This is a genomic window from Spirosoma panaciterrae DSM 21099, assembly GCF_000374025.1.
In the GTDB taxonomy this organism is placed as follows: Bacteria; Bacteroidota; Bacteroidia; order Cytophagales; family Spirosomataceae; genus Spirosoma; species Spirosoma panaciterrae.
Window position 1 is genome coordinate 90,499 of record NZ_KB893173.1, and the last position, 13,173, is coordinate 103,671.

Here is a 13,173-nt window from a genome sequence, read left to right on the forward strand (position 1 = left end):
TGGCTTGATCCCCTAAAAAAAGGGTTTTGCGGAATTGACGAATCTGTTGGCACAGTTCGTCAATTCCGCAAAACCCTTTTTTCGATAAATCGCTCAAATCGACAAAACTTCCGTTTTATTCGACCACGTTGGTAAGCGTACCAATGCCATCGATGGTAATGCTGATTTCATCACCCGAATTGAGGGTAAAATCATCGGAAGGCACAATGCCGGTTCCGGTCATGAGGTAGCATCCGTTTTTGAAAGAACACTCCCGAAAAAGAAACGAAACCAGTTCAGTATGCTGGCGTTTCATCTGGCTAATGGCAATGCTATTGGTAAAAACAGCCTGCTCGTTCCGAACAATTTCCAGACGGATGGTCGATTCGGGCGAAATGGGCGATTCGGGGACGTACAGACAGGGGCCCAGGGCAGCGCTTCCATCGTAGGATTTTGCCTGTGGCAGATAAAGTGGGTTTTCGCCTTCTATACTCCGCGAACTCATGTCATTGCCGCAGGTATACCCCACTATTTTCCCGGTCGAGGTGATAAACAGGGTCAGTTCGGGTTCGGGAACATTCCAGGTTGAATCGGCACGGATACGGACATTCGCTCCTGGCCCGACCACCCGTTCGGGGGTTGCTTTGAAGAATAATTCTGGCCGTTCGGCATCATAAACCCGATCGTAGAAGTTATCCCCCCCTGATTTTTTGGATTCTTCCATACGGGCATTCCGGCTCCGCAGGTACGTTACCCCAGATGCCCAGACCTCCTGTCGGCCAATAGGAGCCAGTAATCCAGCCTGTATCCAGGCCTGACCTTCGTCGGAGATGGCTGGCAGGGCGGTAAACGTATTCAAAAACTCGTGCAAATCATCCCGGTTTACCAGTTCATCCCAATCAGCATCGGGCATGGTGTAAAACTTTGTTTCGTTTTCTACAACGATGCCGGAACGGGTTTTATACAGTTTCATAGACTAAAGGTGAATTCATTTTTACAAAGTACGATTGTTTTTACTTTTACTTCATTGGGTTCAGCCCATCGGATAGCTGAATGTATACCTGATCCCAGGTCGACCGGGCTGAAATCGTCCATTAATTAATACGTCAATCGTTGATTAACTGACTATGTGATGGTATACTATTTATCCGAGCCAATGGACTGCCGTACCGTCACGTTAGTGTGTACACGCACTGGCCTCAGGCAGGTCGGTTGCCTTCGCCTGGGGCAGATCGAAATTTAGGGATTGGGCCGGAATTTCGTAGAAAAAGAGTTATCTTAGTCGAATCATGCTCAACCGCTTCGGCGGTCAACTTACAATGCTGCAAAAAACGCAGGGAATTGCCCTCAGCTACATTCGTTACCGCGAAACTTCCATTATTGCCCGTATCTACACCGAAGAATTTGGCCTCCAGGGTTACCTGGTCAATAGCGTCCGAACGGCCCGCAGCAAGAATAACAAAATTGCTCTGTTTCAGCCGCTGACCTTACTGGATATGGTTGTTTACAATAAGCCCGACCGCGATTTACACCGGCTATCGGAGCTTAAAACAAGCTATCCCTTTCAGAGTATTCCTTTCGATGTCAGCAAGTCGACGATTGCCTTATTTGTGACCGAGCTATTGAACAAGGTCCTGAAAGAAGAGGCACCGAATCCGGCGTTGTTCCGATTTCTGGTCGACTCAATCCTTTTCCTGGAAACAGCCCGTACCCACTTCGAGAATTTCCACCTGGCCTTTTTACTCAAACTCTCTTTCTTTCTGGGCTTTGGCCCCGAATCGGCCCGCGAATTTGAAAATCAACTCCGAGAAAACTCCTACCCATTTCTACCCGATACCGAAATGGAAATAGCCCTCAACACCATGCTTCGGCAACCGCTTGGCACCCCAATCAAGCTCTCCCGGTCGGCCCGAAATGAGTTGCTGGATGCGCTGGTCGGTTACTATCAGATCCATATCGATTCAATCGGTGAGGTCAAATCACTGCCTGTTCTTCGAGAAGTGCTGGGATAGCGTTTTCAATGCTTTTAATGCTTCCGTAATAGACGTATGGAACCGCCAAATTTTGATCAGTTTGCCGATTTTATTCGAGAATTTTCGGGTTATTCTCCTAAAAAAAGTATTTCACCCACAACCCTTTTTGAAAAAGAATTAGGTATTACAGGAGATGACGGGGTTGAACTTCTGGATGCGGTTGAAAAACACTTTGGCATTTCATTGATCAATGATGAAAATGACCTAAGAAGTGTTTTTGGCCTTCAACCGAACGAATATTTATTTGATGGAGAGGGTTGGCCAGCCCTTTGGTGGTTTGGCACTGGTCATAAACCAATCATTCATGCGTTTACCGTTGGCGAGCTTTATGATGTCGTACATCGAGCGTTTCAACGTTAGATTTTCCGTTTCAGCTCAAAATGCTGCCCCAGATATAAGCGCCGAACCTGCTCATCATTGGCCAGTTCTTCGGCTGTGCCCTGTTTCAGAATTTTACCCTCAAAAAGCAAATAAGCCCGGTCGGTGATCGATAACGTTTCGTTTACGTTGTGATCGGTGATCAGAATGCCAATGTTTCGGTGCTTCAGCTTTGCCACGATACTTTGAATATCTTCTACGGCAATGGGGTCGACCCCGGCAAATGGTTCGTCCAGCAAGATAAATTTAGGGTCGACAGCCAGGGCACGGGCGATTTCGGTACGACGCCGTTCTCCTCCCGACAGTACTTTACCTTTGTTTTTGCGTACGTGTGTCAGGCTGAATTCTTCGAGCAGCTCTTCCATTTTTTCTTTCTGGCGTTGCTTGGGCAGACTTGTCATTTCGAGTACCGCCAGAATGTTTTCTTCAACCGACAAATCGCGAAAGACGGATGCCTCCTGTGCCAGATAGCCTAGCCCCAGGCGCGCCCGTTTGTACATGGGTAAGTCCGTTACATCGGTATCATCGATAAAAACCTTACCGCTATTCGGTTTGATCAGCCCTACCGCCATGTAAAAAGAGGTAGTTTTACCCGCCCCATTGGGCCCGAGCAGCCCTACAATCTCCCCCGTTTCGACCTGATACGATACGTTATTGTTGACCAATCGGGACCCGTATTTCTTTATTAAATTTTCAGTTCTGAGAATCATTCGAATACAATAGCAAAACGGCCTGAACCGAACTACGGCAAACATACAGCCATGACCACAAAGGTCGGGCTATTCCTACGTACTGCCAAGCATTTTTGGCAACGATGCAGTTCTGGTATGGATTATTAACATTTATTAGGACGCTTTGGGCAATTCTTAGCTCGGTCCAGGTAAGACTAGTACCTGTTTTGTCGTCAGCTTTACCAGTCATCCAGGGCCAACTTGTCGTCCCAGGCTGCTCCGTTAATTCGCCTTTCCGCTTAGAGCATAACTCAGCGCCACGATCAACAATAACAGGGCCAGGCAGCCTAAAGCAACGGCTAAAGAGAAATACTGGGCGATAAAACCCAGTAAAGCCGGACCAGCCAGCAGCCCCGTGTAGCCCATCGTTGTAATGGCTGATAAACTGACCGTTGCGGTTACACCCGATAACCGGCCAGCCGCGCTAAAAAACACCGGCACGATATTGGCCGCGCCCAAACCCAGCAACACAAACCCAACCAGCGCCCCCACTAGCCAGGGACTTACGATCGCCATTGTCAATCCCAACGCCCCCAGTACACTCCCCCCGACAACAACCGTTTTTCCGTTGAAATGCGCCACTATTTTATCCCCTACCAACCGCATAACGGCCATAGCAATGGAGAAGGCCGCATAGCCCGCTCCGGCCAATTCAGGGGCAATCCCTCTGACATCCCGCAGAAAAATGGCACTCCAGTCGAGGATGGCGCCCTCGGCCAGAAAAATGGCAAAACACATCATACCTAAAAATAAGACGCGCTTGTCTAACCAGGCAGACCGAAGTCCCGGTTCGGCTGGTTTCGCAGCTTCACTGGCGAACTGGGCTATAGCCTGCCGTTCGGCATTGGCCGAAAATAAGAATTGGTACTGGGTCAGCGCAATCAGGATCATCAGCAGAGCGATACTGACAATAGCATAGACCGGGTTAATGCCTAACTTAATTAAAAAGCCCAGGCCCAGCGAACCTACCAGGCCGCCAACACTAAACAGGCCATGTAAGGACGACATAATGGGCCTTCCAAACAGATTCTGCACCTGTACACCGTGGGCATTCATGGCAACATCGACGGACCCAACGCCTGAACCAAACAAAAACAGGGTAATGGCCATGGCGGTCGTATCGGAAAGAATAAGCAGCAGCGGGAGCGTAAGCGCCATCAAAAAAACAGCACCGATCATGATGATCCGACTCCCAAACCGACTCACCAGCCACCCCGAAGTAGGCATCATGAGCATGGCCCCGGCGCCCAACAGCAGTAATAGTAGGCCCAGGTTGGCGTCGTTTAAGGCCAATCGATCTTTCGCGTAGGGAACCATCGGCGCCCAACTGGCCATACCCAGCCCACAAACCAGAAAAATTAGCTGAGTAGCTGTCCGGGCCTTATAAACAGATTTTGATGCGGTAGTGCCATCCATGCTGCAAAATAAAGTAAATGTGCCTGCAACGAACGGCCGTTAGCGCCATTGAATAAGAATGCTTCACCGCGATGGCATTCGGCTAGTATTTAACATCTTTCAGCATCAACTGCAAAGACACGTTGCCATTGTAAACGTTGTGCTCTACCTGATAGCAAATTGAGAAGGGTTTTCCGGGTTGAAGATGCGCAGCAACATGGGCTAATCCGAAACCAACAGCGGTTAACGTATGCCCCGACCGCCCCTGGCGCACCGTTATTTTCAGGTGTTTGTCTTTCATGATGAAGGGTTCCCCCGTCAGATACACATCGTCGGTCTTGAAAATCGGATGCATGTTATGCGGTCCAAAAGGTCCCATTTGCTTTACGATGCGAACCAGCTTATCGGTAATATCGCTAAAGTCGAGCGGCAGGTCGATATCAATGAGCGGAATCAGGTGCTCTTCTTTAATCTTTCGCGCTACCACCTCTTCGAACTTTTGTCGGAACGGCTCAATATTATCCAGAGACATGGTCATTCCGGCCGCAAACGTATGCCCACCAAACTGTTCCAGCAAATCGGAACACTCTTCAATGGCTTCGTACACGTCAAATCCCGGTACGGAGCGGGCCGACCCGGCCGCTTTGTCGTTCGATTGGGTCAGGATGATCGTTGGCCGATGGAAATGCTCGATGCAGCGCGATGCCACAATCCCAATGACCCCCTTATGCCAGTTGGCATTGTATAACACCGTACTTTTGGCACGGCTCAGCACCTCGCTCTGCCGAATCATTGACAGTGCCTGCTCCGTAATATTGCTATCGAACTCCCGGCGGCTGTTGTTGTGCTTATTGATTGCCAGCGCGAACTCATCGGCTTCGCCCATAGACTCAGCCAGCAGCAGTTGCACAGCCGCTTTGGCATGTTGAATGCGTCCTGCGGCATTGATGCGTGGTCCCAGCCCAAAGACCAGGTTAGAAATATCCAGTTGTCCTTTTGTAAACCCGGCTACATTGATTAACGCTTTCAATCCGGTACGGGGAGCCCCGTTCAGGTATTTCAGGCCATAATAGGCCATCACCCGGTTTTCGCCCGTGAGCGGTACTATGTCTGAGGCAATGCTCACGGCCACCAGATCCAGGTAAGGGTAAAGTGCTTCGGCGTCTATGCCTGTTTCCATGCAGTAGGCCTGCAGCAGTTTAAAACCTATGCCACAGCCGCTTAGCTCTTTATAGGGATAAGCACAATCGTCGCGTTTGGGGTCCAGAACGGCAACCGCATCCGGCAATTCGGAACCAGGGCGGTGGTGATCACAGATGATAAAGTCGACCCCGAGTGCTTTGGCTTCTGCCACCCGGTCAACGGATTTGACTCCACAATCGAGGGCTATAATCAGCGAGAAGCCCTGTTCAGCCGCCCACTCAACCCCCTGTTTCGAAATCCCGTACCCCTCTTTGTAGCGATCGGGGATGTAATAATCTATCTTTGCATGATAGTTTTTCAGAAATCCATAGACCAGTGCCACCGACGTTGTTCCATCCACATCATAATCGCCGTAGATCAGAATTTTCTCACTCCGTTCAGGACTCATGGCCTGTTGAAGCCGCCGAATAGCCCGGTCCATGCCGTTCATCAGGAACGGATCGTGGAGGTGCGCCAGTTCGGGTCGAAAATACAAACGCGCTTCATTGAAGGTAGTTACGCCCCGTTGTATCAATAAGGCCGCCAGCGCCGGACTAATTCCCAGAGATTGCGTTAATCCGTCGATTGTCTCTCCGTATTCCGCCAGGTTTGGGTACGGTTTGGTGATCCATCGTTTTGGCGGAAGTGTGGGCTTGGCTATCATATATGCAAAATAAATCCGTTTTTACATAAACACCGTACTGTATGTTCCTTTGGTTTTCACTTTTCGGCCTTTATCTGACGGCCCATACCACCCCTTCGTCACCTAAGAAGACAACGCTAACGATTGAGGTTCATAACCTTAAGTCGCAAAATGGGGCTGTTTTTATTGCGCTCTTCAAACCGGGTGAATCATTCCCCAGTGGCAAGCCTGTAGAAGGGAAAAAACTGGATATACAAGGTAGCAGTGTGCAGACCACCCTCAGCGTCGATCCCGGAGAGTATGCCGTAGCGGTTTTTCACGATGAAAATAACAATGGGAAACTGGACAAAAACCTGTTCGGGATTCCGAAAGAGCCCTATGGCTTCAGCAATAATTTCCGGCCCAAAATGTCGGCTCCCAAATTCAGTGATTGCCAGTTTACGGCGGGCGATGGCGGGAAATCGATTCGTATCGCGGTAAAATAAAAACATAGGCCTCTTACCCCGCCCAACCGCACTGTTTGGGTTACCTTGACTAATAAACCTGTTTTTGCAGGTTTAGGGACCAACCTGTACGGCAGGACCAACCATAGCCCAGGCAGCTTACGGATTCCCAAAAGTCTCTTCACTTCCCTATGAAGTTATCCCTTCTGGAACCCGTTGCGCTGCCTGGAACAAGGTCGGACTTCCGATGATTATTCATTTTCTGCGAGCCCGTAAATCCCTTCTGAAATCAACAGGATAGCTTCATCTAACCAGGCAATACATAAGCGCATTTCGGCCAATCCGAAGCCGGATCGGACCAACTGCCAAATGCCCTCTGAGCAAGACGAATTTATCGGTTGTAGGTGTCCAGCAAGTTATTTCCAGGGCAACCGAAAACTGGCTGGCCCAGCAGCAAAAGGTTTGGGCTGGGTATCGACCGAGTCGGTAACGGCTTTAAAGCGTAAATAAGGTTCAGGCGTATCAACCTGTAGCTCGTGGTCGAATTCGATAATATCGCTGGATACGTAGGTAAACTGCTTTAAAAATTGCTGAAGGGCTTCGTGCTCATCCACGTTCAAATACATTCTTACCACATTCCCAGTTGCAGAGGTGCCCCGAATGACAATTAATTTATTCATGTACCGTAAAGTTGACTTTATAAGCTAACCCCTCACTCGTGGAAGCAGGTCAATAAAATGAGTAAACGGTATAATCTATTGACAAACAATACAAGCAGAAAACAATAGATTATCATTATAGCCAAATGGTAACACAGCAATTCGAATCAGCGGTTATGGCTACTGGCTGTTGCGGAGGAGCCCTAGAGGAATATAGACCTCAACTTTTACCCGATACGGGTCCTATCGGGTGGTGAGTCGCCAGACCTATGCGGTCGGTCGTGTACGTAAGAGGCCAACAATAAACCCGGACTTCAAGGTGAATCCGGGTTTACTATCTTCATTCTGGTAACCCATTCAAATGAGTTCGTGGGGCATAATTACTGAGCAGATAACAAAATGCCCACACTACCAGCCAATTATAACTAGAATTTAATAAGCTGCGCTCCCTCCAAGAAGCACGACAGGGCAGCATTTGGCTATTGGGGAAAGTTGAAAAATAGATGCAATGATCAAACTAACTTTATTCACCTTTCAAAATCCTTCTTATTTTTCAGTTGATCAACCTGCTTCTGAAGTTCAATTGTGTGCAGCGTCAACTCCTCGATCTTCTGAAGCAGGAGCGCGTTCATCTTAACCAGGTCCACCCCTTTTTCAGCTACCTCATCAGCCGACGGCATGTCCGGCAAATGACCATGCTGCTGGATATAGGCTTCCACGGCCGGAAGTGATTTGAGCGAATAGCCCGGTCTAAACACTTTATCACTCCACTGAGCCGTATCCTGAATACGGAGCTGGTAGCGGGCCTTGACCACGTTGCCCTGATGGTCGACGGTGAGAAACTGATCAGTCTGCGTGACAACTGGACTATTATCTATTAGGCTTGTTAGGCGAAGACCACTAGTATTTTCGGACTGACTGACGATTTCTAAACGAGCTGTTGGCGCTGAGGTACCAATTCCGACGTTAACCTGATCCCCTAAGATTAGTGCATTGCTGGCAGTTACCCGACTGTTGGCACCAAGAGCTGTAGCATTAAATAAACCATTGTCAGCCTGACTGTTATAGCCAATTAACACATTATTATCCGTACTGGTAATGGCTGTTCCCGAAAAGGGCCCGATGATGATGTTTTTACTCCCTGAAAAGTTGAATAAACCGGCTTTATCGCCAATGAAAATATTTGAATTTCCTACACTATTCGAATAGCCTGCATTGGCACCAAAAAAGTTATTGAATTCACCAGTGGTATTAAAATGCCCAGCCTCGAAGCCAAAAAAGTTATTTTCTTTGGCTGTTGTATTAGAATACCCTGATCCGCTACCTATAAAGTTATTATTACCTCCTGTCGTGTTACTTTGTCCTGCACTTCTGCCAATAAAATTATTGTGATACCCAGTTGTATTCGAAAAACCGGCAACGTTTCCTAAGAAATTATTTTCAGTACCCGAGAAATTACTGCTACCCGCCCCATTTCCGATGAAGTTATTATAACTACCATATATGTTGTTTCTACCAGCCCCATTCCCGACAAATATATTGTAATCTCCCTCCAGACTATAATAGCCCGATTCAGCTCCAATGAATATATTGCTAGTCCCTTTAGTGTTGCTATAGCCAGCTAATATTCCAATAAAGTTGTTATGACTTCCTGAGACATTAGAAAAACCCGCTTGATAGCCAATAAAGTTATTATTATTCCCGCTGTCGTTATTATAGCCACTCTTATAACCTAAAAAGTTATTACCATAACCAGAGACTGTATAATTGCCCGCATAATACCCCACGAACGTATTGGCTACCGGATAATCTAAAAGGCGTTCACCCGTTCCAGGTCCAACCAAAATATTCGTAACATCAGGAATAAATGATCTAGATTTGGCCACTTCCCGAAACAATTGAGCAAATAGTGAATGGGTAAACAGTAAGGCAAAAAGAATCGTAAAGCTGTATTTCATCTGGAAATTAAATTGGGTTACTTCTTCTTGGAAAGGGTTTTCATCAACCTTTTTAATTCATCCACTTCCGCTTTTAGCTGCTGGTTAGCTTTTGTCTGCTGGATGCTGTACAAGGTCAATTCTTCTATTTTTTCGAGCAGCGTGGCATTAAACGTAACCAGGTCAACACCTTGATTTGTTACTTGCTGGGCAGACGGAACACCGGGTAAATGACCATGCTGCTGGATATAGGCTTCCACGGCCGGAAGGGATTTGAGCGAATAGCCTGGTGTAAACACTTTATCACTCCACTGGGCTGGATCCTGAATACGGAGCTGGTAGCGTGCCTTGACCACGTTGCCCTGGCCATCGACCGTTAAGAACTGATCGGAAGAATGGGCAACCGGACTATGATTGGTTAGGTTCGTTAGTTTTAGGCCGCTGTGGTCGGGTTTGTCGCTGACCACTTCCAGTCGGGCTGTGGGCGCTGAGGTGCCAATGCCCACATTCACCCCGTTGCCCAGAATCATGGCGTTACTGACAGCTACACGTGAGTTGGAACCGATGGCGATAGCATTTTTCAGTCCGTCTTCGGCCTGGGAATTATAGCCCATTAGCACGTTGTCGTCACTAGAAGTGATGGTCGTTCCAGAAGAGGGACCGATAATTATGTTATTGGAACCTGTTGAATTGTTATAGGCAGATCCATCCCCAATAAAGATATTATATGCACCTGAGGTATTTCGTAAGCCAGAGTAACTACCAACAAATGTATTATGGTCACCTGTATTAGCTGCTGACCCCTGCCCTGCGCCTGCACTGAAGCCAACCAAAACGTTATCTCTGCCTGAGGCAGAATTGAAACCCGCCTGGGTTCCTATAAATGTGTTTTCATTGCCCGTTTGGCGAAGATACGCTGAGTTATACCCAACAAATGTGTTGAAGATACTCCCCCCATTCAAGCGTCCTGCTCCCGATCCCATGAATGTATTGCCCTGGCCAGTGGTATTGCCATACCCTGCATTAGTACCTACGAAGGCATTATTATTACCATTACCGTTTGAAAAACCTGCCTTTGAGCCAACATAAACATTGCTGGAATTTGAATTATTATGGCCAGCTGAATCGCCAATAGCTACAATATTGTTTCCAGATGCATTATAACCTGCCGATATACCTACAAATACATTACTATAACCATCCTTGTTAGAATACCCAGCGTTTTTACCAATGTATGTGTTATTGTTGCCTGTTTGATTAGAATAACCTGCATAGGCGCCAAGAAAAGAATTTTTGCTGCCGTATGAATTTGTATAGCCAGCATTTAACCCATTAAATACATTTTCAGATCCTGCGTAATTATTGGCTCCTGCGTTTACTCCAGTATATACATTATAGGAACCTATGCTATTTTGCTTCCCTGCTGACCAGCCTAAAAATGTATTAGCAGTACCCGACGTATTATTTTCCCCTGCCCCAAAGCCTAAAAATACGCTCACCTCACCAGTGGCATTAGCTATGCCTGATCTATAGCCAACAAAAACATTTTGAGCCCCTGTCATAGTCAGATTGCCAGCATAACCTCCGACAAATGTATTGAACGTTGATGGTGTTGAGGAAAGTGGTGAAGTGGCTATGTAATTCGTTTGTCCGATTACACAATATGACACCCCAATAATAAAGAATAAAGTAAACAGGTGTTTCATGGTTAGAATGGTTTGTAACTAGTTAATGAGTTAGCCCTACTGTCTTCATAGGGTTGTCTGAAGTTTCTTATTTTCGTCGTCTGCGGATCAACAGCCAGATACCTACGCCCAATGCGATCAGAAGAATAAGTGGCCATAGTAAACTGCCTTTGTAGATAACCCCGTAATAATCGCCGGGTTGGGGTTCGGGTTGAGACGGGCTCATAGTCAGGTTAGGTGTGTTGTAGCCTGGGCGATTGCGGTATCTGATTCTCCCGAATCGCTTACGTATGATGATTCGCAAATCTATGTTAAACGCAGGCAATTGCAAACAGCGGACTTCTAAAAAAAGACAAACGCTTTAACATCCGTATGAACCCGTACACCGATCTCTCGTCAAGGCGCTTTCTGTATTTAGGTTCACACCAACAGGGATATTGACGAAAATATGAACCCGGCTTAGTATACATTGCTAATCATTCAACCCGATTGTAAGGACCACCTACCAGGCTCCAACTAAGTGAAGCAGGTTCTTTTTGAAACAGAATTAAAAATTTATAGCCCAGTATCGAAAAGTTTTTGTAATTTTACCCGGCAAATAACACAACCTGCTTATTTGCTCATGAGCTTAGATACCAGTAAGTTCCTTTACGAGGCTCTCACCTACGACGACGTACTGCTCCTGCCCTCCTACTCGGAGGTTCTCCCCCGCGATACCAACACCATTACCCAACTTACGCGCAAGATTCAACTGAACATCCCGCTTATTTCGGCGGCAATGGATACGGTTACCGAATCGGCCCTGGCCATTGCTATGGCGCAGGAAGGAGGTATTGGGATGATTCACAAAAACATGAGCATCGAAGCTCAGGCCGATCAGGTTCGCAAGGTAAAGCGTTCGGAAAGTGGTATGATTATCGATCCGATTACCCTGCCAGAAACGGCAACCCTCGGCGATGCCCATAAAATCATGCGTGAATCCAAAATCGGTGGTATTCCAGTCGTCGACGACCATGGGAAACTGATCGGGATTCTGACCAACCGTGATCTGCGCTTCCAGAATGATCTCTCGAAGCCCGTTACCGATATTATGACCCGCGAAAAGCTAGTTACGGCTCGTCAGGGGCTGACCCTGGAAGAAGCGGAGAGTATTTTGCAACAATACCGCATCGAGAAGTTGCCAATCGTCGATGACAACTATTATCTGGTTGGACTGATTACCTACAAAGACATTCTCAAAAAGAAGAGCCATCCCAATGCCTGCAAAGATGAACTGGGCCGATTGCGTGTAGGGGCTGCTGTTGGGGTTACGCCCGATCTCCACCGCCGGATCGAAGCCCTGGTTAAAGCCGGAGTTGACGTCATCAGTGTCGATACGGCCCATGGGCATTCGAAGGGGGTTCTGGACGCCGTACGCGAGATCAAACAAAAGTTTCCAGCCCTGGAAGTCATTGCCGGAAACGTGGCTACGGGCGATGGAGCCAAAGCTCTGGCCGATGCCGGAGCCGATGCCGTGAAGGTAGGCGTAGGGCCGGGCAGTATCTGTACCACACGCATCATTGCGGGTATCGGTATGCCGCAGTTGACAGCCGTCTATGAATCAGCCAAAGCGTTGCAGGGAACTGGGGTGCCCGTTATTGCTGACGGGGGCATTCGCTTCTCTGGCGATATTACCAAAGCCCTTGCAGGTGGAGCCAGTACCGTTATGATCGGCTCACTACTGGCCGGAACGGAAGAAGCGCCCGGCGAGGTGGTCCTTTACGAAGGCCGCCGATTCAAGACCTACCGGGGTATGGGGTCCGTTGAAGCCATGGAAGAAGGTTCGAAAGACCGCTACTTCCAGGATGCCGAAGACGACATCAAGAAGCTCGTACCGGAAGGTATCGTAGGGCGTGTACCGTTCAAAGGCAAAGTTGCCGAGATCGTTTATCAGATGGTTGGTGGCCTGAAAGCCGGTATGGGCTACTGCGGTGCCGCTGATATTCCGACTCTGCAACAGGCTAAGTTCGTGAAAATCACATCAGCCGGGGTTCGCGAAAGCCACCCGCATGATATTCAGATTCAGAAAGAGGCTCCCAATTACTCGTCCCGATAAGGGATCAACGGTC

General features: G+C 47.9%; 12 protein-coding genes. 4 read left to right on the forward strand and 8 right to left on the reverse strand.

What is annotated here, in order from left to right; translation table 11 throughout:
• Positions 1-115: 115 nt before the first annotated feature.
• A complete protein-coding gene (locus B153_RS0103755; protein ID WP_020595331.1) occupies positions 116-952 on the reverse strand; it encodes a fumarylacetoacetate hydrolase family protein in 837 nt (278 codons plus the stop codon).
• Positions 953-1,298: 346 nt separating this feature from the next.
• Between B153_RS0103755 and recO the strand changes: the two genes are divergently transcribed.
• Together recO and B153_RS34580 are read left to right on the forward strand one after the other, a co-directional pair.
• Positions 1,299-1,991 carry a DNA repair protein RecO gene (recO, locus tag B153_RS0103765; protein WP_020595333.1) on the forward strand — a complete coding sequence of 231 codons (693 nt, stop codon included), beginning with the start codon at positions 1,299-1,301 and terminating at the stop codon, positions 1,989-1,991.
• 36 nt (positions 1,992-2,027) lie between these two features.
• Positions 2,028-2,372, forward strand: coding sequence for an acyl carrier protein (locus tag B153_RS34580; RefSeq protein ID WP_020595334.1), 345 nt, complete (start codon positions 2,028-2,030; stop codon positions 2,370-2,372).
• Here B153_RS34580 and lptB read toward each other — a convergent pair.
• From lptB to recJ, 3 genes are all read right to left on the reverse strand, one after another.
• Positions 2,369-3,100, reverse strand: a complete 732-nt coding sequence (gene lptB, locus B153_RS0103775) for an LPS export ABC transporter ATP-binding protein (RefSeq protein ID WP_026261891.1) — start codon at positions 3,098-3,100, stop codon at positions 2,369-2,371. The two genes, B153_RS34580 and lptB, sit on opposite strands and share 4 nt — an antisense overlap.
• Before the next feature lie 243 nt (positions 3,101-3,343).
• The gene (locus B153_RS0103780; protein WP_020595336.1) at positions 3,344-4,537 is read right to left on the reverse strand and encodes an MFS transporter; all 1,194 of its coding nucleotides are present in this window, start codon (positions 4,535-4,537) and stop codon (positions 3,344-3,346) included.
• An 82-nt stretch (positions 4,538-4,619) separates the two neighbouring features.
• On the reverse strand, positions 4,620-6,362 hold the full coding sequence (gene recJ / locus B153_RS0103785) for a single-stranded-DNA-specific exonuclease RecJ (protein ID WP_020595337.1): 1,743 nt from the start codon (positions 6,360-6,362) through the stop codon (positions 4,620-4,622).
• 41 nt (positions 6,363-6,403) lie between these two features.
• Here recJ and B153_RS0103790 point away from each other — a divergent pair, with 41 nt between their 5' ends.
• Complete coding sequence (locus B153_RS0103790) at positions 6,404-6,826, forward strand: DUF2141 domain-containing protein (RefSeq protein ID WP_020595338.1); 423 nt, start codon at positions 6,404-6,406, stop codon at positions 6,824-6,826.
• Between the two features lie 374 nt (positions 6,827-7,200).
• Here B153_RS0103790 and B153_RS34585 read toward each other — a convergent pair whose 3' ends face one another.
• From B153_RS34585 to B153_RS37575, 4 genes are all read right to left on the reverse strand, one after another.
• Entirely contained in the window at positions 7,201-7,464 is a 264-nt protein-coding gene (locus B153_RS34585; protein WP_026261892.1) for a hypothetical protein, read from the reverse strand.
• Between the two features lie 506 nt (positions 7,465-7,970).
• Positions 7,971-9,401, reverse strand: a complete 1,431-nt coding sequence (locus tag B153_RS34590) for a hypothetical protein (protein WP_020595340.1) — start codon at positions 9,399-9,401, stop codon at positions 7,971-7,973.
• Between the two features lie 17 nt (positions 9,402-9,418).
• Complete coding sequence (locus B153_RS0103805; protein WP_020595341.1) at positions 9,419-11,086, reverse strand: hypothetical protein; 1,668 nt, start codon at positions 11,084-11,086, stop codon at positions 9,419-9,421.
• Positions 11,087-11,153: 67 nt separating this feature from the next.
• A complete protein-coding gene (locus B153_RS37575) occupies positions 11,154-11,291 on the reverse strand; it encodes a hypothetical protein (protein ID WP_157634567.1) in 138 nt (45 codons plus the stop codon).
• Positions 11,292-11,687: 396 nt separating this feature from the next.
• On the opposite strand from B153_RS37575, the gene guaB reads away from it, so the two are divergent.
• The gene (gene guaB, locus B153_RS0103810; protein ID WP_026261893.1) at positions 11,688-13,160 is read left to right on the forward strand and encodes an IMP dehydrogenase; all 1,473 of its coding nucleotides are present in this window, start codon (positions 11,688-11,690) and stop codon (positions 13,158-13,160) included.
• Positions 13,161-13,173 lie beyond the last annotated feature (13 nt).